The 20,398-nt window shown below is 56.6% G+C and carries 23 protein-coding genes; 7 read left to right on the top strand and 16 right to left on the bottom strand.

From position 1 onward, the window contains the following. Positions 1–2 precede the first annotated feature (2 nt). Genes HMPREF1628_RS00345 through HMPREF1628_RS00335 form a run of 3 tightly spaced genes read right to left on the bottom strand, consistent with a single transcriptional unit; the run spans position 3 to position 5,141 of the window. Positions 3–3,014: an AAA family ATPase gene (locus HMPREF1628_RS00345; protein ID WP_034506372.1), complete on the bottom strand. Its 3,012-nt coding sequence runs from the start codon at positions 3,012–3,014 to the stop codon at positions 3–5. Further along, entirely contained in the window at positions 3,014–4,201 is a 1,188-nt protein-coding gene (locus HMPREF1628_RS00340; RefSeq protein WP_034506369.1) for an exonuclease SbcCD subunit D, read from the bottom strand. The genes HMPREF1628_RS00345 and HMPREF1628_RS00340 overlap by 1 nt, the downstream gene beginning before the upstream one ends. A gap of 34 nt (positions 4,202–4,235) precedes the next feature. Next, complete coding sequence (locus HMPREF1628_RS00335; RefSeq protein ID WP_232219337.1) at positions 4,236–5,141, bottom strand: inositol monophosphatase family protein; 906 nt, start codon at positions 5,139–5,141, stop codon at positions 4,236–4,238. Between the two features lie 58 nt (positions 5,142–5,199). Between HMPREF1628_RS00335 and HMPREF1628_RS00330 the strand changes: the two genes are divergently transcribed. Next, positions 5,200–5,940 carry a glutamine amidotransferase gene (locus HMPREF1628_RS00330; RefSeq protein ID WP_034506364.1) on the top strand — a complete coding sequence of 247 codons (741 nt, stop codon included), beginning with the start codon at positions 5,200–5,202 and terminating at the stop codon, positions 5,938–5,940. Here HMPREF1628_RS00330 and rsgA read toward each other — a convergent pair. From rsgA to HMPREF1628_RS00315, 3 genes are read right to left on the bottom strand one after another with little or no spacing between them, the layout of a single operon-like run. After that, positions 5,937–6,980 (bottom strand): ribosome small subunit-dependent GTPase A, encoded by a 1,044-nt coding sequence (rsgA, locus tag HMPREF1628_RS00325; protein WP_034506361.1) that lies wholly within the window; start codon positions 6,978–6,980, stop codon positions 5,937–5,939. The two genes, HMPREF1628_RS00330 and rsgA, sit on opposite strands and share 4 nt — an antisense overlap. Next, complete coding sequence (gene aroA / locus HMPREF1628_RS00320) at positions 6,973–8,292, bottom strand: 3-phosphoshikimate 1-carboxyvinyltransferase (protein ID WP_034506358.1); 1,320 nt, start codon at positions 8,290–8,292, stop codon at positions 6,973–6,975. Before aroA ends, rsgA begins: the two co-directional genes overlap by 8 nt. Continuing rightward, positions 8,282–8,791, bottom strand: a complete 510-nt coding sequence (locus HMPREF1628_RS00315) for a DoxX family membrane protein (protein WP_034506356.1) — start codon at positions 8,789–8,791, stop codon at positions 8,282–8,284. The genes aroA and HMPREF1628_RS00315 overlap by 11 nt, the downstream gene beginning before the upstream one ends. 95 nt (positions 8,792–8,886) lie before the next feature. On the opposite strand from HMPREF1628_RS00315, the gene HMPREF1628_RS00310 reads away from it, so the two are divergent. The 3 genes from HMPREF1628_RS00310 (at position 8,887) to HMPREF1628_RS09270 (ending at position 9,943) form a co-directional block, all read left to right on the top strand. Further along, positions 8,887–9,489 (top strand): sigma-70 family RNA polymerase sigma factor, encoded by a 603-nt coding sequence (locus HMPREF1628_RS00310; RefSeq protein ID WP_034506354.1) that lies wholly within the window; start codon positions 8,887–8,889, stop codon positions 9,487–9,489. Then, positions 9,482–9,745: a mycothiol system anti-sigma-R factor gene (gene rsrA / locus HMPREF1628_RS00305; RefSeq protein WP_034500396.1), complete on the top strand. Its 264-nt coding sequence runs from the start codon at positions 9,482–9,484 to the stop codon at positions 9,743–9,745. The genes HMPREF1628_RS00310 and rsrA overlap by 8 nt, the downstream gene beginning before the upstream one ends. A 123-nt stretch (positions 9,746–9,868) precedes the next feature. Beyond that, the gene (locus tag HMPREF1628_RS09270; protein ID WP_370870625.1) at positions 9,869–9,943 is read left to right on the top strand and encodes a 50S ribosomal protein bL37; all 75 of its coding nucleotides are present in this window, start codon (positions 9,869–9,871) and stop codon (positions 9,941–9,943) included. Between the two features lie 67 nt (positions 9,944–10,010). On the opposite strand, the gene HMPREF1628_RS00300 is transcribed toward HMPREF1628_RS09270, so the two are convergent. From HMPREF1628_RS00300 to HMPREF1628_RS00280, 5 genes are all read right to left on the bottom strand, one after another. After that, complete coding sequence (locus HMPREF1628_RS00300) at positions 10,011–11,873, bottom strand: ABC transporter permease (RefSeq protein ID WP_052038718.1); 1,863 nt, start codon at positions 11,871–11,873, stop codon at positions 10,011–10,013. A 124-nt stretch (positions 11,874–11,997) separates the two neighbouring features. Further along, a complete protein-coding gene (modA, locus tag HMPREF1628_RS00295; protein WP_034506352.1) occupies positions 11,998–12,765 on the bottom strand; it encodes a molybdate ABC transporter substrate-binding protein in 768 nt (255 codons plus the stop codon). A 19-nt stretch (positions 12,766–12,784) separates the two neighbouring features. Further along, the gene (locus HMPREF1628_RS00290) at positions 12,785–13,180 is read right to left on the bottom strand and encodes a TOBE domain-containing protein (RefSeq protein WP_034506349.1); all 396 of its coding nucleotides are present in this window, start codon (positions 13,178–13,180) and stop codon (positions 12,785–12,787) included. A 118-nt stretch (positions 13,181–13,298) separates the two neighbouring features. Next, entirely contained in the window at positions 13,299–14,534 is a 1,236-nt protein-coding gene (locus HMPREF1628_RS00285) for a molybdopterin molybdotransferase MoeA (RefSeq protein WP_034506346.1), read from the bottom strand. Positions 14,535–14,542: 8 nt separating this feature from the next. Continuing rightward, complete coding sequence (locus tag HMPREF1628_RS00280) at positions 14,543–15,265, bottom strand: HesA/MoeB/ThiF family protein (protein ID WP_052038716.1); 723 nt, start codon at positions 15,263–15,265, stop codon at positions 14,543–14,545. 59 nt (positions 15,266–15,324) lie between these two features. On the opposite strand from HMPREF1628_RS00280, the gene HMPREF1628_RS00275 reads away from it, so the two are divergent. Then, complete coding sequence (locus tag HMPREF1628_RS00275) at positions 15,325–15,804, top strand: MogA/MoaB family molybdenum cofactor biosynthesis protein (protein ID WP_034506342.1); 480 nt, start codon at positions 15,325–15,327, stop codon at positions 15,802–15,804. Between the two features lie 3 nt (positions 15,805–15,807). On the opposite strand, the gene moaC is transcribed toward HMPREF1628_RS00275, so the two are convergent. From moaC to HMPREF1628_RS00260, 3 genes are read right to left on the bottom strand one after another with little or no spacing between them, the layout of a single operon-like run. After that, positions 15,808–16,278 carry a cyclic pyranopterin monophosphate synthase MoaC gene (moaC, locus tag HMPREF1628_RS00270; RefSeq protein ID WP_034506339.1) on the bottom strand — a complete coding sequence of 157 codons (471 nt, stop codon included), beginning with the start codon at positions 16,276–16,278 and terminating at the stop codon, positions 15,808–15,810. Between the two features lie 7 nt (positions 16,279–16,285). Beyond that, positions 16,286–17,134: an ATP-binding protein gene (locus tag HMPREF1628_RS00265; RefSeq protein WP_034506335.1), complete on the bottom strand. Its 849-nt coding sequence runs from the start codon at positions 17,132–17,134 to the stop codon at positions 16,286–16,288. A 39-nt stretch (positions 17,135–17,173) separates the two neighbouring features. After that, positions 17,174–17,821 (bottom strand): TorD/DmsD family molecular chaperone, encoded by a 648-nt coding sequence (locus HMPREF1628_RS00260; RefSeq protein ID WP_084703133.1) that lies wholly within the window; start codon positions 17,819–17,821, stop codon positions 17,174–17,176. A gap of 168 nt (positions 17,822–17,989) precedes the next feature. On the opposite strand from HMPREF1628_RS00260, the gene HMPREF1628_RS00255 reads away from it, so the two are divergent. Together HMPREF1628_RS00255 and HMPREF1628_RS00250 are read left to right on the top strand one after the other, a co-directional pair. Then, the gene (locus tag HMPREF1628_RS00255) at positions 17,990–18,289 is read left to right on the top strand and encodes a DUF6457 domain-containing protein (protein ID WP_034506331.1); all 300 of its coding nucleotides are present in this window, start codon (positions 17,990–17,992) and stop codon (positions 18,287–18,289) included. Next, positions 18,286–18,726 carry a molybdenum cofactor biosynthesis protein MoaE gene (locus tag HMPREF1628_RS00250; protein ID WP_034506324.1) on the top strand — a complete coding sequence of 147 codons (441 nt, stop codon included), beginning with the start codon at positions 18,286–18,288 and terminating at the stop codon, positions 18,724–18,726. The genes HMPREF1628_RS00255 and HMPREF1628_RS00250 overlap by 4 nt, the downstream gene beginning before the upstream one ends. Positions 18,727–18,798: 72 nt before the next feature. On the opposite strand, the gene HMPREF1628_RS00245 is transcribed toward HMPREF1628_RS00250, so the two are convergent. After that, positions 18,799–19,773, bottom strand: a complete 975-nt coding sequence (locus HMPREF1628_RS00245; RefSeq protein WP_034506322.1) for a dimethyl sulfoxide reductase anchor subunit family protein — start codon at positions 19,771–19,773, stop codon at positions 18,799–18,801. A 3-nt stretch (positions 19,774–19,776) separates the two neighbouring features. Continuing rightward, positions 19,777–20,394, bottom strand: a complete 618-nt coding sequence (locus tag HMPREF1628_RS00240) for a DMSO/selenate family reductase complex B subunit (protein WP_084703124.1) — start codon at positions 20,392–20,394, stop codon at positions 19,777–19,779. Positions 20,395–20,398 lie beyond the last annotated feature (4 nt).

Genomic DNA, 20,398 nt, shown 5'->3' with positions numbered 1-20,398 from the left:
CGCTAGTCGGCGGCGTGGATTACAAGTGTTGATCCTTTCGATTTTGCATGTTTGATTTCGATGCCGTCACTGATGCGTTGTTGCATTTCGGCTACGTGTGATACTACGCCTACGGTTCGCCCGGAATCGCGCAGGCGCTGAAGACCAATCATGACCTTATCTAGCGCGTCGTGGTCCAGTGAGCCAAACCCCTCATCGATGAGCATTGATTTTAGATCCAGGCCGCCCGCTTCAGATGAAATTACTTCCACGAGGCCGAGCGCGAGTGCGAGCGAAGAGTAAAAGGTTTCGCCTCCAGATAGTGATGCAGGGGAACGTTCGGTGTCTGTGTTCAAATCGATGATTGCAAGTCCAAGTCCGGCTTGCTGGCTCTTCCTAGAAGCGTCCAAGCTGACTCTGCGCAGTTGGTACCGACCGGTAGAGAACCGTTCTAGGTAAGGGTTGGCGGCTTCAAGTACGCGTTCGAATTGACGCATTATTACCCAAGTGTCGAAGGGGATTGGGGTGCCATCTTCGAGTCTTGCTCCCTGCGCAAGCTCAGCGAGGCGTCGGATTGGTCCCAACTCCTTTTCTAACGTCTGCAGGTTCTCTATCCCTGCTCTGAGCTTGCCCACTTGCTCCTCGTGTTGAGCGAGGGCATTCTTTGCGAGGGCGTGTGTGCTCGTAGCTTCTTCGTGGATACGACGAAGCCGAGATAGCGCGTTAGTAAGAGGTTTGGGATATTCGGTGCGCACAAGCCCGGATCGCTCGGTTTCTTCGATAGTGGCGCCCGCTTGGCGTTTGGTCAGGTTGTAGTTGGAGATTTGCTCTTCTAGCGCATTGATTTCAGCCTGGGGCAGTAGCGCTTCTTGGACTTCATTAGCCGAGGCGAAGGCACTATTTGCCAGGGCTTTGGCCAGCACGGCCGCAACTTCGGTGTACCGGTTGTGGGCATCTTCAAATGCGGTGATTACTTTGATTATGTGCCGAATGTGGTCTTGCCTGGTGGCGATGCTTTCGCGTCGTTCGGCTACGGACGTGAAGGAGCCACGCGCCTGTTCTATCAGTTGCGAGAGACGCTCAATTTCAGCGGTCTTATTCTCTACGTCTTTGGTGTTCGCCGCAATCTTGACGTGATCACTGGCAATCTGTGTTTTGTACTTTTCAATTTGACTGCGGGATTCGGCCAGGTCTTTACGCAGTTGGCTGGCGGTGTCGCCTGCTTGTTTGGCCGCTACAACCTGGGTATCGATGTCGTCATACGCTATCTGCAGTGATGCGGTGTCCGCGCCTGCCTTCTTGTTGAGTTCTTTGATAGCTTCAACGATGCGCTGGTGATCTTCTCTGGTTGCAGTAAGAGACGCTTCGATCTGCGCTACGAGGGCCCGGGCTTCGTCAAGTTCTTCACGCTGAACGTCGGTTGGCGAGCCCTCGTGCGGGTGAGGATGGTTGGTAGACCCGCAAACTATGCATTCTTCTCCATCGATCAGCTTCGCAGCCAGCTCTAAGGCGGAGTTGTTTATCCACTTTGCGGCTAGGTCTTGCGCTTGGGTACGAGCCTGCTCGAGTTCTTTTGCTTTGCGGCCAATTTCTGCAGAGCTTTCGATCAGGCGCGCTCTTTCTTTGTCGGCACTCTTGGAAGCATCTAGGCGCAGTGAGAGCTCATTCCTTTGATCTACGAGAGTTGCGTAGCTATGTCCTTGTTGCTCCATCTGAGCAACGGCGGCTACAACCTTTTGCTCGGCCTGGTGGAACTGATCAATCTCGGCTTGGCGGCACGATGCGGACTGTTTCAGCTCGACAATGGTCGCGTGAAGCTGCTCAACCTGCGTGGATAAATGTTCGATTTGCTCGATGTTCTGCTCGGTTTTTTCGAGCCGAGTTAGTTCGCTGGTAAGTTCCTCATCTCGCTTACGAATCGCTTCCCAGGAGGTGCCATCGAGGGCCCCACGCGCGGTGCTACGCAGGTCAGCGTCCTCCTTGTTAATTGCATCAATGCTGGAAAATGCGCCTGTTTTCGCCTGTTCGAGGGCTGTGGCCGCACGTTCTTTGGCAAGCAGGTCTGCGTTAAGTGCAAGTGCTGCGCGTGCGTGCTTTAACTTGGCTTCGCGTTGCTTGTGCTCATCGACGGTTTCTTCGAGCGCGGCGAGTTGCTTGGCTGCGGCTTTCCACCGGAGCGTGGTGGTTTCAACCCTCTCACGCTCAGCTTCGGTGGCTTCCACTTCACGTACGTCGGCAATGGCGCGGTATAGCTGGTCTTCGGCCTGCCGTGCTTTAGCCTCGAGCTCTCTAGAGATGGTGAGTGCGCGGCCGATTGCCTCTTTGTAGTTGGCCAGCCTGACTGCCTCACCGGCTTCTTCACAGATTTGGCTGGCCTGAAATGCTACGGAAGCGCGTTGCTCGTCAAACTCGGCGCGCGCTGCTTTCGACTGCAGAGCCAAGGATTCAGTGAAACGGCGAAAGTGCTGCGTGCCGAAAATGTCTTCGAGGACGTCTTTGCGATCCTTTGGGCTGGAGTGGATGAAGTCGGCGAATTTGCCCTGCGGCAAAACCACAGTTTGGAGGAACTGGTCTAGTCCCAGGCCTACTACGCGTGTAATTTCATCGGTGACGGCTTTTGCCCGGGTCGCTACTTCTTCACCTGTTCCGCAGAAAGGATCGGTAACAGGGTCGTAGCTGGCGTCGAGCTTTACCAGGACGGCACTTGCTGGCGTGGCGGTTTTGTTACCTTCCTTGGTGTAGGAAGGACGCCTGGTGACTTCAAACGCGCCGTGCGAAGTTTCAAAGCGCAACCGCGCAAACGTGTCGGTGTCGCGGCTGGCAAAGTTGGAGCGCAATCGGTCACGAGTAGAGGTTTGCCCTCCAGCAACATCGCCGTAGAGAGCGAACGTGATGGCGTCGATAATAGTTGATTTACCCGAACCGGTTTGTCCGCGCAGAAGGTATAGGCCGGATGGCTCGAACCGGGTGAAGTCGATCTGGTGGTGTCCGGCGAAGGGGCCGAGCGCTTGAAACTCGAGTGTTAGTAGTCGCATTACTCTTCCTCCTGCAACACGGTTTCCCACGTTTGCTCAATAATTTCGCTCTCTCCAGGCAGTACTTTGCGTCCAAGCGCGAGTTCGAAGAACTCTTCGGCAAGCTCTTGTGGCGTTTTCTTCTCGATTACAGCTACCGCTCCTTCGATTTGCGAGGCCGGAGGAGTATGCCGAATCAGCAGAGCATTGGGGTAAGTAGCTTTAATGCGTTCGTGAAGATGCTCAGGCCTTGTGAGGTCAGTGACCTCAACGTGGGCGAATCCGGTTTTCGCCCATTCGGGTACATCGGACGTAAGCTCTGCAATGGTCCCGCGGATCTGATGGAGGGAATAAGGTTGGGGCACAGGCACGGTCCGCAGGTCAATAACTCCGTTCTCAATTTCGAGGATGGTTGTGCACTTCTTGTCGCGTGCTTCGGAGAATGAAAAGGGTAGGGGAGACCCGCTGTAGCGGATGATCGGCCCGTCAGTGTCGCGTTGCTGGGGCCGATGCAGGTGACCGGCAGCAACGTAGGAAAGCCCGCGCGAAAGTGGTTTGTCTGCGCCCATAGTCTTGAAGGTTGAGGGGGCAACCGACTGCGAACCTCCAACTGAAATGTCGCGCTCAGAATCACTGGTTTCGGATCCGGCAATGAATGCGTGAATCACCGCGATGCCCATGCCTTCGCGCTTTGCGAGGTCTGCGTCTACTCGCCGCAGGGCGGCCTCCATAACGGCCTGATGGCTGCGAGCAAGGCTGGTGAGTACTCCAGAGTCATCGACCTCATCGGAGAGGCTAACACGGGCTATATCGGGCTCCAGGTAGGGGACAGGGTAGACGTTTGCCACCGCGGATCCGCTTCGGATCACGATTGGCTTCCCTACGTCTGCCGTACGCGAAACGATCTTTAATCGCTCCGTGTACAGCCTCGATCCGAATCCTAATCTGGCCGCAGAATCGTGGTTACCCGGAATCATGATGACCTGAGTGAGCTCAATGAGGCGCTGCAGTGCGTCCTCGAGTAGATTCATTGACGAGGTCGGGGCAATCGCGCGATCGTAAACATCCCCGGCAATTAGGAGCGCATCGGGCCTCTCAGCGTCCACCAAATCGACCATGTGGTCAAGAAATGTCTCTTGGAAACCTTCCAGCGACTGCTTATGTAGCGTCTTGCCCAGGTGCCAATCTGCGGTGTGAATTAACTTCATGCCTACAGGTTAGCGAACGGTACGGACAAAAATTTTACAGTCCCTCTTCCCACGCCAGTATCTGGAGCACTTCATCATGGAGCAAGCCATTAGTCGCAACCCCCGTGCCGCCCCACGGTCCGTCCTCGCCCAGCAAAGAGGTGAAACGGCCCCCGGCCTCGGTCACGATGGGCACAAGGGCCGCCATATCGTAGGTTTCTAGCTCCGGTTCGGCGGCAATATCGCATACGCCCTCGGCCACCATCATGTAAGACCAAAAATCGCCGTACGCGCGAGTTCGCCACATGCGATCAGTAAGGTCCAGGAAATGATCTAACCTGCCGCGTGCCTTCCATCCTGACAAGGAAGAGTATGACAGTGAGGCATCTTCAAAACGGTCGATGGTAGATACGTGAATGCGCTGCCCGGCGCTCACATAATCAAATGCGCCCGAAGCTGGCGTATCAGCGCAGCAATCATTAGCGCCGCAACAGTTTGAAGACTCACGCAGTGCCTGTTGTACTCCTACGTAGGCGCCGAGGCCTTTGCCCGCCCACCAGCGTCTGCCAAGGGCTGGGGCAGATACCACTCCAACTGTTACTTCGCCATCCTGGGCCAGAGCAATAAGGGTGGCCCACACGGGCACGCCGCGCAGGAAGTTCTTAGTGCCATCAATCGGGTCAATCACCCACTGGCGCGTAGAGCTTCCGGTAACTCCCATTTCTTCGCCAAAAATAGAGTCGTCCGGGCGATGGGTGGCCAGTAGCTCGCGAATCGCGGCCTCAGTAGATCGATCGGCGTCGGTAACGGGAGACAGGTCTGCTTTGGTCGCTACCTTCAAATCATCCGATTGAAAGCGGTCCAGCGTTACCGCGTCAGCGCGATCTGCGAGGGCGTGTGCCAGCTTTAAATCCGCGGCCGATGCCATATTTTGTCCACTGCCATGCAAAGTCTTATCCATGTGTCCAAACTACCCCCGCGCGGGCGCGCATGGCCGGGTAATCCCGTAAGCTGAGCAAATGAAATCCAACGCGAAGTTCTTAATGATCACAACGCGAACCGAGCCCGCAATTTTGACTTCCGAGGTCGAAATGCTGAGAAAACTTTCGGGGCTGGACTCAAACCAGCTGGTCTGGCACCGGCTTGAACAGAGCCCGCTCCCGCCGCTCAACCTGGATGAGTGGGCCGGCGTGATCCTGTGCGGATCTCCCTTCGACTCGCTCTCCCCGATTGAGAAGAAATCGCATGTGCAACTTCGTGTAGAAGCAGAGCTTCAGGACCTCATGGATCAATTGGTTGCAAAGGATTTCCCGTTTCTTGGCATCTGTTATGGCGTGGGTACCCTGCTTGGTCACCAGGGTGGCAAGATCTCAGAAAAGTATGGTGAATCTATTTCTGCCCCCGTCATTGAGCTCACGCAAGAGGGGCGTGAAGACCCGATAACGCGCGGAATTCCAAACACATTCCGGGCCTATGTAGGCCACAAGGAGGCGTGCGAGCAACTGCCCGAATCGGCAACGCTTCTGGCGCGCGGCGAGGCCTGCCCAATCCAGTTGTTTAAGGTAAAACAGAACATGTACGGCACGCAGTTCCATCCCGAACTCGATTGGCTTGCCTTGAAGCTTCGCATCATCGGGTATGCCGCTTCAGGCTACTATCAGCCGGATGACCAACAGCGCATCATCGATCAGTGCATTGACGTTGACGTTGCGCCCGCACACAAAATCATCTCGAACTTCGTCGACATGTACGCGCGCTAGTTCTCCCAGGGTTTTTCTTGCGCCACCTTCAACGAGGCCAGGAGGCGGCGAACCGATTGGACGCGCATATCGCGAATATCCTTGTCCTCACCTCCATTTCGAACCCAGTCGTCGAGGGCGCAGTCTGGAGAGTCAGTGAGGTGTTCGCAACCGCGCGGACATTCCTCGGTGACTTCCCACAGTTCCTCAAATGCCGCAACGACGGTGTGCGGCTCGACGTGGGCGAGGCCAAGGCCACGCACGCCCGGAGTGTCAATAACCCAGCCACCGCCCGGCATCGGCAGAGCCACGACGGAGGTGGAGGTGTGGCGTCCGCGCCCCGTCACTTCATTGACGTGGCCCGTGGCCCGGTCCGCGCTTGGAATGATCGCATTAATGAGCGTGGATTTACCCACCCCGGAGTGGCCGATGAGCACGGAGGTATGCCCGGTCAGCCGGTCAATGACCTCCTCGTAGCCGGCATGTGCAGGGTGATCCGGCATCATCGACACAGTGTAGGTCTCGATGCCCAACGAGGCCGTGAACGTGGCAACATCATCCGGATCACCCAGGTCAGCCTTAGTGAGGCACACTATCGGCGTTAAGCCTGCGTCGTAGGCGGCAACGAGGCACCGGTCGATAAACCCGGGACGAACCGGCGGATTGGTCTTCGCCACCACGATCACCATGATGTCGGCATTGGCAACGATGGTGCGCTCGCGGCCTTTTGCCTCCGCGTCCTCCGCAGAGCGCGTGAGTTCGCTCTTGCGCTCGTTTACCTGCACGATGCGCGCCAGAGTGTCCTTGCGTCCTGTTAGATCGCCGGTCAGCTTTACGCTATCTCCCACAACGATGCCGCCGCGCTCAATTTCGCGGGCTTTCACAGCGGTGACACGCGTGCCGTCCTCGGCAATAACGTGGTAGCGGCCTCGATCAACCGCAATCACGCGTCCCGTGGGGGCATCCTCATAGCTGGGGCGCCGCTTGGTGCGCGGGCGCGAGCCTTTTCCGGGGCGTACTTTTACGCGCGGGTCGTCGGTTCCAATGTCTCGTCTAGACATTTAGCTCCAGCATTTTCGTCCATAGGTTTACAAAATCTGGCATAGTTTTCGCCACGGTTTCCACGTCATCAACGTAGATTTGCGGGGCGCGCAGACCGATAATGGCACCGAATGTGGCCATCCGGTGATCTGCGTAGGAATGTAGCAGAGTCGGTTCATGAAGGTTTTCCACCCAGCCGTTTGTGCCATCAATTCTGAGGTAATCGGCTCCCTCTTCAACGAGCACACCCAGTTTGGCAAGTTCGGTGGCGATCGCTTTAAGGCGGTCGGTTTCGTGTCCGCGAAGATGTTCTATACCCGTGATATTTGAGGGGGTGTTTGTGAACGCACAGATTGCGGCAAGTGTAGGAACGAGTTCTCCAACCTGGGACATGTCGCCATTAAATCCTTGAAGGTCCCCGGCGCGAAGGCACAGCGTGCCGTACACGGTGCCTTGCGGCACGAGGTTTACGTCGGCACCCATTTGGCGCAAAATAGGTAGCCACTCGTTGCCTGCCTGCGTGGTTTGGAGCGGCCAGTAGGGGATGCGAACGTGGCCGCCGGTAACTGCGGCGGCGGCGAGGAACGGGCCGGCGTTAGAAAGATCTGGCTCTATCACCGCGTCGCGTCCGCTAATGTCGCCGCGTTTAACCCGCAGTGTGCGCTCACCCGTCCAATCGGCGTCTACGCCACGTAGACGCATCGCGGCAAGCGTCATTTCCACGTGTGGTCGCGATGGAAGTGTGCCCTCTAGCTCAATCTCTATAAACTCCCGATCGCTTTCTAGCAACGGAGCAACAAGTAACAGCGCGGATAGATATTGGGACGAGGCGGATGAATCCAGACTTATGGGGCCACGCACGCGCGCTGGGCCTTGCACGGTGAGGGGGAAGGTTTCGTCGCTCTCATGTGTAACGCTCACGCCGATGGAACGCAGAGCCTTGAACAGGCCAGCCATCGGGCGGGCATTTGCCTGGCTATCAGCCGTGAGGCGCACTGGTCGCGTACAGCGTGCGGCAAGGGCAGGGACGAATCGCATGACGGTTCCTGCAAGGCCGCAGTCAATGCTGATTGGTGTAGAACCGGGAACGCTTGGAATGGGAGAGATCGCCCAGTTGTCAGCTCCGGTCTCGACCTGCGCTCCCAAGGAGCGCAACGCCTCAACCATGAGGCGCGTGTCGCGGGCGCTAAGTGCGCCGCAAATTGTAGAGGAGGAAGTCGCCAGCGCCGACAGCACGAGTTCCCGGTTCGTCAAAGACTTCGAACCGGGAATCGTGACATCGCTATCAACAGGCTTGGTGGCCTGTGGCGCGAGCCAAGGGTTAGGCGTCAAATGCTTCCTTAGCGGCTTCCCACGTTTCGTTGCGCGCCTGCGTTAGAGCCAGCTGATGTTCGCGCCAGTTAGCAAGCTGCCAGGTCTTGGAGGGCTCACCTTCACGGTCAACTGTTGCAAGAATTAGGCCGCCTAAGGCTGTGCCGTAACGCTCTAAACCACGGCGGTAGCGCTCTTTTTGGGCATGGTCTTTCGCAGTCCATACGGGGTTTTGCACCAGTGCAATCGGAACAGCGGTGGCTGCGAGGATGGCTGCGCAGGTGCGCGGAGCCTTGCCAAGCGCAAAGCTGGTGCCCGCTAGAACCGTGACAGCACCGAGTGCGCGCGAGGCCATTTTTGCATCCGATGTGATTACCGGAGGTACCCCTAAGCGTTCAAGGTAAGGTGAAACCTTCTGGAACTGACGTGCGTGGGCATCTGGGTCTTTCACTGCTGAAAGCCCATCGATAATAAACGGCGCCACGATTAGTGGCCTTGCAATCATCCGTAAAACCTTCATAGGTCCATGTTACCTACATCTCAGCGTTAGTGGAGGTTGGAAGAAAAATGGGGGCTTTGTTGTTGCCTTAATTGTTGGAGGTGCAAGTATGCTCGATGGTGATGGACAAGAAGGAACAGGTAGACGAGGCCGAGCTTCGCGCGCGGTTCGAAGAAGAGGCGCTCCCTTTGCTAGACCAGCTGTACGGGGCGGCGTTTCGTATGACCGGTAACGAGGCAGATGCTCAAGATCTGGTGCAGGACACGTATGTGCGTGCATTTAGCTCGTTCAACACATTCAAGCCGGGTACCAATTTGAAGGCGTGGATGTATCGAATCTTGAAGAACTCGTTCATTAACACCTACCGCAAGAATCAGCGGCGGCCGCAACAAACCTCCGATGAGGGAGTGCAGGACTGGCAACTAGTTGAGGCCTCCAGTCACCATCCGGTCGCCCTTGAATCCGCCGAGGCTGCGGCGCTTGACTCGCTACCAGACGACACGGTTCGCGAAGCCCTCGAGTCTCTTTCTGACACGTATCGCGAGGCGGTGCTCCTGGCCGACGTTGAAGGGTTTTCTTACAAAGAGATCGCCCAAATCATGGGTACCCCCGTTGGCACTGTGATGTCGCGAATCTATCGCGGTCGGGCGCAGCTTCGAACGGCGCTTGCAGATTATGCGAAACGAATGGGAATTGGAGTGAAGGAGGATCATGCTTAACAACAATGATTGCGATCCTTGCGAGGAACTGAGCTCCTTCCTCTACGCGTTTGCTGATGACGCGTTGGAGGACGAGTTGGCGTATCGCCTTTCACAGCACTTGGAGACGTGCAGGCACTGCGCAGATCGGGTGGATGCGGAAATGCACGTGCGTGAACTGATGCGTAAGTGCTACGAAAAGCAGGCGCCATCATCGCTTCGCGCGCGCGTGGTTGCGAGCGTGCGAGTAACGCATATTACGCGGCAATGGGACTAGTTTCGGGTTGATTTGGTCACGTTTGCGTGTTTTTCGGCGATTTCGCTTAGGCCGGGCTGTTAAAACTTCGCAAATTGTGCGAAAATAGCAAAGCTGTTTAATGAAGTAGGTAGAGGAGTCGAAATGAGCAAGCGAGGCCGCAAACGCAGGGCACGTCGCAAGAGCGCCGCTAACCACGGCAAGCGACCCAACTCTTAAGCAAAAGCTTCGAGGCTCCCGGATTTTCCGGGAGCCTCTTTTGTTGGTTTCTACGCTGTTTCCCGGTTTACTGCAGGGACTCTACCGGCTGGGCGTGAAGCGTTACGGCGCTGCCCGGTTGAAGCAGATCGACGTTGTAGGCGTTGATTGATACGGAGAGCAGCTCACCGTCCTCGCCACTGATAATCGCAATCTCACCAGTTGGTGAAAGCACGCGGCGCAGGATTTGCCCATGGATTCCGCCTTCGGTGTGCCCCGCCTCGACACGGAAATCGGATGGGCGAACCACCAAGACTTGATTGCCCTCAGTAACCGTGTTTGCGCCTGTAAGACGGGTTAGGAAGGCGGAGGAGGGGGCCTGCAAGACCTGGGTTTTGAATCCGCTCTCGCTAACCTGTCCCTCTTCTAGGGTGATGATTTGATCTGCCATGAATGCGGCGTCTGTGAGATCGTGAGTGACCATCACGGCGGTGGCTTTGGCTGCGCGAATACGCTCGCGCAGCACCAGGCGAAGGGGCCAGGCAATCTCAGAGTCAACGGCGGCAAAAGGCTCATCTAACAAAACGAGATCGGGGTTTACAGCTAGGGCGCGGGCGATTGCGATGCGCTGTGCTTGGCCTCCGGAGAGTTCACTCGGCAGGCGGTCTTTTAAGTGCAAGCAACCTACGGCTTCGAGCTCAGCGAGGGCTCGTTTAGTTGCCGCCTCGGAACTAAGGCCTCTGATTCGCGGCCCGAACGCCACGTTTTGGCAGGCGGTTAGGTGCGGGAATAGGAGCGCGCGTTGCTCTAGCCACACGATGGTGGGATCTTCCCCCAGGTTTAGGCTCCTGCTTCCATTAGAGGGAGTTAGGGTTCCTGCAATCAGCTCTATCCCGGTGGTCTTGCCAGAGCCGTTCGGACCAACAATGGCCGTAATCGCGCCTCGCTTTAGTTTGGCATCGATATGAACATGTCGCTCGGATACGCCCGCGTTTATTTCGATCCCAACGGGCGCATTTTCCCACTGCTGTAGCGACATATCGAGGTCGCTCAACGCGCACATGGTGTCCAACTGGTTCTGGTGCGCAGATTCAGGTTCCCTTCCACGCGTCTCCTCGCTGGATCTCTTTGCAGATATCTTCGAAATAGCGCTAGTTATAGCGATTACAAGGCCGGCAACTAGAAGTATCACGGTTGCGAGGGCTAGGGCAGTGGCGGTGTCAATTTCGCGCTGCAGATAGATCTCGAGGGGGAGAGTGCGGGTCACGCCCTGTAGCGAGCCAGCAAACGTGATGGTTGCGCCGAACTCGCCGAGGGCACGCGCGAAGGTTAGCGCTGTGCCTGACGCCATCGCAGGAACGGTGAGGGGTAGCGTGATCTCAAAGAATATGCGCGTGCGAGAAGCTCCCAGGTTGCTTGCCGCTTTTTCGAGGTCACGTCCGCGTGAACGCAGTGCGCCTTCGAGTGAGATGACGAGAAACGGCATGGACACAAACACTTGTGCCATAACCACTGCGATGGCGCTGAAGCCGATTTCAATTCCTAGTACGTGTAGGTAAGAGCCAATGAGGCCGCGCCGACCAAACGTGACTAGGAGCGCAAGGCCGGCGACGACGGGTGGTACAACCATAGGAAGCGTTACCAGCAGGCGTAAGATACTACCCAAACTTGCGCGTGCTCCGTGGCTGGTGTGGGCGAGTATGTGCGCTACGGGGATGCCAAGAAGCAGTGAAATGATGGTTGAGGCAAAGGTTGTTTTTAGGGATAGCCAAAGAGCATCTCGTGCAGCTTCACCGGCCAACAGCGCAGGGAGGTCTGCCCACTGCACCTCGGCGAGCATGCCAATAAATGGCACGACTACGAAAGCCAGCGCTATCCCTGCCGGAACTCCGAGCCAGGGTGCCGGTCCCGCCGCGGTCTCACGCCTGCTGGTGCTTTGCTGCCTATTCAAAATGCTCCACCTTTGCAATGCCTATGACTTATCAATCCGTCCCGGCACCTTGGTTTCACGTGGCAGGGTTAGCGGCGCTTGGTCCAATATGCCGGGACGGTTGTGTTCTTCAGTTGCTTGCGGACTACGGCCTGGCGAATCCGTACTGCTTCAGCAGCTCCTGGCCCTCGTCGGAGAGCACCGCCTCAATAAACTTGCGTGCGAGTTTGCCAGACTTAGAATCCTTTACAACAGCAATGGGGTACTCGTTTACGCCCTTGACGTCGATGGGGATAATCTCTACCTTGTCGCCGGCAGCGATTGCGTCGGTCATGTAGACAAAGCCTGCATCACCTTCACCTGACTCGATCTTGCCGCGCACGTCGGTTACTTTCTGCTCTTCGGAAACCGGTGTTAGCTCGATTCCAGCCTCGTCAAGCACCTTGTTGGTCAGGTTGCCGCAGGGTACTTCCGCATGGCACTTGATGACCTTCGCAGACTTCAAAGAGTCGTCGAGGCCGGTAACGCCGCCCGGATTTCCTGCCGGAACGATAAGGGTAAGCGTGTTCAGTGCGAACGGTTCTGGCACCTCAACGAGGTCCGCATCCGTTGCCTTATCCATATTGCGCGTGTCAGCAGAGGCGAATACATCTGCCGGGGCGCCGTTTTTGAGCTGGTCCACGAGTGTGGAGGAACCCTCGAACGAGAAGGACACCTTCACGCCCTCATTTGCGGGCTCAAAAACTTCCTCAGCGATCTGCGGGAAGACCTTATTTAGCGAGGCCGCAGCAAAAACGGTTAGCGTCTGCGGCTCGGCGCCTTCCTTGTCTGCCGGGGCAGGAGAGCCCGAGCATGCTGCGAGCATCATCGATGCGGCGGCGAGGGTGGCAAAAATTTTAGCTGTTTTCTTCATGTTCGTCCTCATCGTGAATCTAGGGAAGGCTTACGGAAACGTTGGTGGATTTCACGCCGGCAACGGCGAGCGAGCCCACCTCGAGCTTCATCTCTTGTGCAGCCTCGGTGGAAATTAGGGAAACGATTCGGAACGGGCCACAAATCATCTCGACTCGGGTCATGACTTTATCGGAGGTGATGTCTGTGACGATGCCGGTCAGCTGGTTCCGGATGGAGTTAACTTCCGTGCCATGCGTAGAACGCTCGTCCTGCGCTGCGATCTGGCGAATGTAATCAACCAGGGACTTGCCGTCGATCAGAATGCGCCCATCTTGGCGCGTGCCTTTAATTGTGCCATCTTCTACCAGGCGTCGAACTGTGTCCGTGGATACGCCCAGTAGTGTGGCCACATTTGATACTCGTAAATCTTTCATATCCCAAACCATATACCAGCAAATGCGTTATCACTACCGCAGAAGTGACGCGTTTGCGTTATGTCGCGTTGTTGATATGAGAAGGTTTTGCGGGATCGGGGTCAGGTGAGAGCGCGGTTTAGAGCGGAATGTATTGCACGAGGTCGCCTTGCGCCACTTCGTCTACGTCAGCCGCAACCACCACGAGGCCGGTAGCCTGATGCAAGGTGGCGATTAGGTGCGAGCCGGAGGCTTGCGAGTGAGTTGGGTAAACCGTGATGCCACTAGTGCTGAGCTCGGCACGCATGGGGGCATACTGACGCCGATTCTTGGCAGACTTGAACGACGCGCCGGCCAGAGCGGGAACCGCCTGTAGTTTGCTTCCGGGACGGTCGGCGAGGATGCCGATAATCGGGCGCACGAATAGCATGAACGATACGTAGACAGAGACGGGATTGCCGGGCAGGCACATGACGGGCACACCCCTGCCATCCACCTTGATGAGGCCGTGCCCCTGCGGTTTTCCGGGCTGCATGGCTACTTTTTCGAAGTTGAAGTTGTGCGTCTTACCGACGATTTTGACAGGATCGAACGCTCCGGCAGAAACTCCACCCGAAGTGATGATGAGGTCCGCGCAGCGTCCAGCCTCGGTGAACATCTGCTCAAGATGCTCAGGCTCGTCGCCAGTGCGACCTCGATACGTTACTTCTGCTCCCAGCGAGCGTGCTAAACCGTCGAGCATAATCCCGTTCGAGTCGGGAATCTGCCCGTGCGCGAGCTTGCTCCCCGGATCCTGCAGCTCCGTTCCGGTAGAAATAATCGCAATCCTAGGCTTCGGGATTACCGGTAGCTTCCCGTAGCCTACCGAGGCGGCCGCGGCCAACACCTGGGGAGTAACCGTAATTCCTGCCTCAAGAATAAGATCTCCAACGGCAACGTTTTCGCCTGCTTTACGTACGTTTGTTCCGGGCTGGACCGCGCTGAATATGGTGACTTGATCTGGCATTTGCACCGGACCAGGCTCAATGTTGGTGTCTTCAACTTTCACCACCGTGTCGGCGCCTTCGGGCAGGGGAGCGCCCGTCATGATGCGCGTTGCAAAACCAGGCCTTAGCGTACCGTTAGCCGTGCTGCCGGCGGCAACGTCCTCGAGAACAGGCAGGTTCACCCCGGCATCTTTTGACGCTCCGTGCACGTCATCTGCGCGTACCGCAAACCCATCCATCGCGGAGTTAGTGAAGGGCGGTACTGCAACTCGGGCCTCGATGCTCGCTGTCAAAGTGGTGCCAAGGGCAGATTCGAGGGGCTGTTCTTCGGCAGGAAGGGGAGCAATACCCGCGGTTACTTGCGAAACGTACTCTTCAACGCTAATCAAGGATTCTCCTAAAACTCGACGAGTCTAACTCCGGTTTCGCGCACATCCACAAGAGCGAGTCGGCGCACCAGCACCCCGGGTATGTCACACACAATCTTAATGACTTCCATAGCCATTAGGGACCCGGCAACTCCAACGAGGGGACCGAGCACGCCCTGCGTTGTGGCTGTGGGGGTGGTCTGCGGATCTGGCAACTGCGGGTACAGCTCGCGCAAAGTAGCCGTTTTTCCGCTGGGATCCGCGGCAAGCGGGCGTGAGGTGAACGTGGTTACCATAGCCTGCATTCCCACTGCGCTTCCCCAAACCAAGGGTTGGCCGGAGGTTTCACAGTAATCGGCCAGCATGAACTTTGTTTCCATGTTGTCTGAGGCTTCGACAACCACGTCCACATCACCAAAAATACGTGCCTTATTTCCGGCGTCTACGCGTTCACAGATAGCGTCTACAGTAATTTCGGGGTTGAGAGCGCGTATCGTTCTTGCCGCGGATTCGGCTTTGCGCCGGCCAATGCGCGCGGTGTCGTGCAGAATTTGACGTTGCAGGTTGGATTCCTCAACGGCGTCAAAATCCACCACTTTCAGGTAACCGGCGCCTGCCGCCGCAAGATAGTAGAGGATGGGCGAGCCCAGACCTCCGGCCCCTAACACGCCGATGCGCGCATTTTGCAAAGCTGCTTGACCTGCCGCGCCAAAGTCTTTAACTAGAATGTTGCGTTCGTATCGTGAACCCATAGGTAAACCGTAAGCTAAAACCAGTGACGTGAAAAACGCTAGCGTATCAAGGAGGCGCCGTGGAGCTGAAAGCTTGCGTAATTACGATTTCAGATCGCGCATCCCAAGGGGTGTATGAAGACCGCTCTGGGCCCGTTGCCGTGCAGATTCTGCGGGAGGCGGGATTTAGCACGGGGGCGCCTGTGGTAGTTCCCGACTCTATAGAAGCCATCCAGCGTTCGATTAGTGAGGCCGTAGCTGACGGAGCTCGCCTCGTGCTAACCACGGGTGGCACCGGGGTAGGGCCGCGCGATTTCACCCCCGAGGCAACCGCGCCACTCATTAAGCGCGAGCTTTCCCATCTAATGAGTGCGATCGTGTCTAAGGGATTGCAGAACACTCCCCACGCCCTAATTACGCGCGGCGTGGCTGGTTTAACAAAAGAGGGCACACTCGTGGTTAATGCGCCCGGTTCAACCGGTGGCGTTCGCGACGCGGCCGAGGTTGTGGTGACGGTCGCCTCCCACATCTTGGCTCAGGTGGATGGGGGCGACCACTAACCGCTATTCCTCGCGCACCCAGTTGCCGGATCGGCCTCCGGACTTCGCGATGATCTTGCACTCTTCAATGGCGGCGGAGCGATCAACCCCCTTCACCATGTCGATGATTGCGAGGGCGGCAACGGTGACGGCCGTCAGGGCCTCCATCTCTACGCCGGTGCGGTCCGCGGTGCGAACCGTGGCTTTGATCGCAACGTGATCGTCTTGCAGATCCAGCTCAACCGCTGCGCCATGAACGCCAATGGTGTGCGCCAATGGCAATAGTTCGGGTACACGTTTAGCGGCTGAAATGCCGGCAATACGCGCAACTGCCAGTACATCGCCCTTGGGAACGGTGCCGTCGCGGAGTGCCTGCATTACTGCCTCGGATGCGGTGACTTTCCCAACCGCGGTTGCCTCGCGAACGGTAGGCACTTTTGCGGTGACATCAACCATGTAGGCCTCGCCCGCATTGTTAAGGTGAGTGAACTTCATTTCGCTTCTACTTTCTTTCAAAACCGGGTGGCAGCCAGCACCCAAATGGATCTTGTTCAACACGCCTGCATGTGGGGCACAGATCTTCGCCGTCATCTTCAAATAACGATTGACATTTGCGACATGTCGCGGTTTGCAGGCGCGCAACTTCCACGCGTTTCATCTCAGCTAGGGAAAGGGTGGCCCCGCGGCTGATCGCATCTTCGGGGCATAGTTCGATACATCTAGCAGTGCCTTCACAGATGGTGCGATCGTGCATCAAAACAGCGGTGGAACTACCTTTTTCATTAGCATTTTCGAGGGCGAGGGCGTGGGTTGGACACGCGGATACGCATACGCCGCAGGCAGTGCAACCACTGACCTTCAGGCGCGCCGCGCTTGGGGCGGTCGCAAACTCGTCAGCTATTTCAGGCTCGATTCCTAGGATTGCGAGGGCGGCGCTCAGTTGTGCACTCTCATTGCCGGAAATGTCGACGGGCAATGAACTATCCGAGCTCAGCCCAAACAATGCCCGGCGTGAAACTGGGGCAGAGTTCGCCAATACCTCTTGCGCGGGGCGGAATCGAGGGGATTTACCCTGATATTCGCTGATCCTTGGTCCGAGCAGGCTTTGCCATACCTCGAATCGTTTTCTCGCCCGCTCGCGGTTCTCGCACTCGCAAGCATCCACATCAACGCTGAGCGCTTCGGCACCACAAGCCAAAATCTGGGGGGCGAGGGCCAGCGGGGTGTCGGCAATGCATCCTTCAACGCGAAGGGGCGTAGTGGATTTGTTGTACGTTCGGATAGCGGAGCCGCAGATGAGGGTTATGGCGGGCTCCTCATCGCTGATCCATCTAAGCAGACTCGCGTTCATGCGTGGAGCTCTATTCGCGATATTGCTGTGTTAACAAGACTATTTGGTTGCATTTGCGCCTTCTGTTTCAACGAACGCGCGAACGCTGGCAATGAAACCTAGCGTGAACTCAGCAACGGCCTTGTACAGGGCGGTTTTTGCGTGCTTACGAACGTCCTCCACAACTCCTCCCGCAAACCGATCGAGGTGGTCAAATAGGAAGTCGCGCATTGCCAGGCGGATCTCCTCCACGTCCTCGCCAGCTTCTAACCGCTCGGCGGCACGTTCCGCGAGGTCGCTCAAGAACGCAATTTCGAGGCCAATGTGATCATCGGGTTCGCGGTTAAAGTTGGGGGCGCGAAGCCCGAACCTCGCGTAGGCGGCGCGCACGGCAAACGTTTCTTCTTCAAAAACGAGACCCTCTTCAGAGGTACGCACGGATTCGTACGGTTGTGCGAGGGCTCGGCCGGCGCCAACGAACAGGTAGAGGTGGTCGCGTTTGATTTCTTCTTCGCTTTCGGGGCGCGAGCTAAGAAGGGTGCGCACTCCTTGAATAGAATTTGAGTCAGTGAGGGGCCAGTCGTTCAGCATTTGGGGGGAATACATCGCTTCGCGTAGCTGCTCTGCGGGAGCGCTTAGATAAAGCTGGGATAGTACTTTGCCAGCTGCCGAGATGCGTTCGGCCTGTTCCACAGCTGAAACGATCATGCCTGCCATTCCTCACATTAGTTGCAATGTTTACTTTCTCTTAGTTTATCTAACCGTGTATGGCCGGTGCCTGTCGTACTCGGTGAGCGATTTGTTCGCCGTACGGCTTAGAATTGCCTAGCTATAGTGTTGAAAGAGCATAAAGCTCACTGAGATTTGGGAGGGCACATGGAGCGCAAAGATGATCCGCAGAAAATGGAACGAATGCGTGAGTGGCTTACGCGCGCCGCGCAGATAATCGAGGTGGATAAGGATGTCGTTCTGGATCTAGAAGTCGATTTGTTGAAGCTTGCGCAGATGACTGCGCATAACACTTCGCGTCCGGGTACTCCGCTTACCGCTTTCTTGGTTGGTCTGGCGGCCGGAGCGGCTGGCGGTGACAATGAGGCCACGGTGACAACGGCACGCGCTAAAATCGCTTCTTTGATTGCTGATATTGAGAAGAATTTTGTGGAGGAATCTAAGTGAGCGGTGGCCGCGTTGTTCGCGTTGAGATTAGCCCGGAACCTTTTAATGAGGCCGAGATCGTAGCTGCCACCACGGATGACAAGGCTGGCGCAGTTATCACGTTTAACGGTGTGGTTCGTAACCATGACCAGGGTAGGGACGTGGAGTCGATCGAGTACTCCTCGCACGAGATTGCACAGAAGATTTTGCGTGAGATTGCTGAGGAGATTGCTGGCCGCGAGGGGGTACATGCTGTGTCAGCGGTTCACCGCGTTGGGCATGTCCGAGTGGGGGAGACTGCGATGGTTGTTGTCGTTGCTGCCTCGCACCGGTCAATGGCGTTCAGTGCCACCAGTGATTTTGTAGATGAGATTAAGGCTCGCGTTCCGGTTTGGAAGAAACAGAATTTTCCAGATGGTAACCACGAGTGGACGGGTATAGCTGACATCCAAAGCTAGAGTTGATGCAGATAATAGTTTGAGGGCCACAAACGAAGTGTTTGTGGCCCTCAAGTGTGTGTCCTTACCGGCTTATATTCCGATCCTGTTCATCTCTCCGTAGAAGAGGAACCTGGCGATGATCTCGCTGATAGTCACGAGGGCAAAGCTGGTGAGGGTGAGGGCTAGCAGCGGCTTGTGCTGGCCGCCCTCGAGGTTTTTGTGGGTGGTTAGGGTCAGGTAGAGGCCAATGATGCCAGCGCCGATGATAAGCAGGACGAGGCGAATGGCGTACCAGGTTGGCGATGGATCAACTTCGGCGGGGTTGGGCCCGGCCGGTTTAGCAGCGGCGTAGGTGCCAACCACTAGTTGGAGTGCGAGCATCGCGATGGTGGTAATTGCGATCCATTTGGTTGCCTGGTTGGTCAGGCTGATGGTTTCGCGTTCAGTTTGAATATCTGCGCGTGCCTGCGCCGGATCGTTCGCGCTCTTGTTAGCCCCGGTTAGGACGTGGTCCAGTTTGGGCCATTTTGTTGAGACGATCGGCCAGGCACTGAAGGCCAGAGCGATTGCAAGGCTACCGGTTAGGGCCGCGCTGATGTAGAAGGTTGCAGGGGTAGTCCAGTGGTTCCATGCAGGAACGGTTGGAAGCATGTATACGTGGGCCATAACCCAGATGAAACCCAGGCCCCAGATGGCGGTGAAGATAGCTAGCGCGTTACGGATTTTCGCGTTGAACCAGCCAAACCAGGTGGCGGCCGCGAAGATGAATCCGAGTCCGGCAAAGCCAGCGCCAAACAGAATTTCACGCGCTAACCACGAAGTGGCGATGTGACGGATCGCGTTAGGCGCATTCAGGGGGTTGCCAAGGTGGAACATGGAAGCAAGCAATGCTAGAACCATGACCGGTCCGATTGCGTAGAGGGCAGGCTTGGCCAAGCGGTCTACGGTCTTGGATGAGTACTTGGTCTGGGCGAATAGGTTTACTAGACCTAGCGTGACAAAAGCTCCCACCGCCATTTGCGCAAGAATGGTGAAAGCCGTTAATGGCCATTCATGAACGTTCACTTTCTAGACCTCTTCTCGGTTAGCGATCTCACCGGAGGGGTTGTTCCACGGTTGAGCGTCGCGGTGGGGTGTAACTACTAGGTTCGGGTTGGTAATAGATGGATCTGGTAGCGGTGCTACGGCTTGGACGTCGCCGTACTTTTCGCGTAGCTCATCTATTGGCCCCCAGTCCAGTGCGCGGGAGGGGCAGGCATCTACACAAGCGGGGTTTTGACCCGTAGCACGGTAGTCAGAGCAGAGGTCACATTTGGTCATGTAACCGAGATCCGCGTTGAACTGCGGGGCCGAGTAAGGGCACGCCCATTCGCAGTAACGGCAACCAACACATTTGCCCGGATCGACGGTAACCACGCCGTCTTCGTCTTGGCTCATTGCGGTGGTGGGACACACCTGCACGCAGATCGGGTTTTCGCAGTGGTTACAAGAGATAGAAGTGTAGTAAGAGAACACGTTCGGGGTGAAGGTGTCACCGTCTTGTTGCCAAGAGCCTCCCGTGTACTCAACTACGCGCCTCCAGTTCACGCCAAGGGGCGTATCATGCTTATCCTTACATGCGATCTGGCAGGCCTTGCATCCATTGCAAGCGGTCTGATCAAAATAAAAACCAAGCTTCGCAGCCACAATA

This window comes from Actinomyces sp. S4-C9, assembly GCF_000758775.1.
Lineage (GTDB): Bacteria > Actinomycetota > Actinomycetes > Actinomycetales > Actinomycetaceae > Gleimia > Gleimia europaea.
This window is presented reverse-complemented; position numbering and strand designations above follow the sequence as displayed.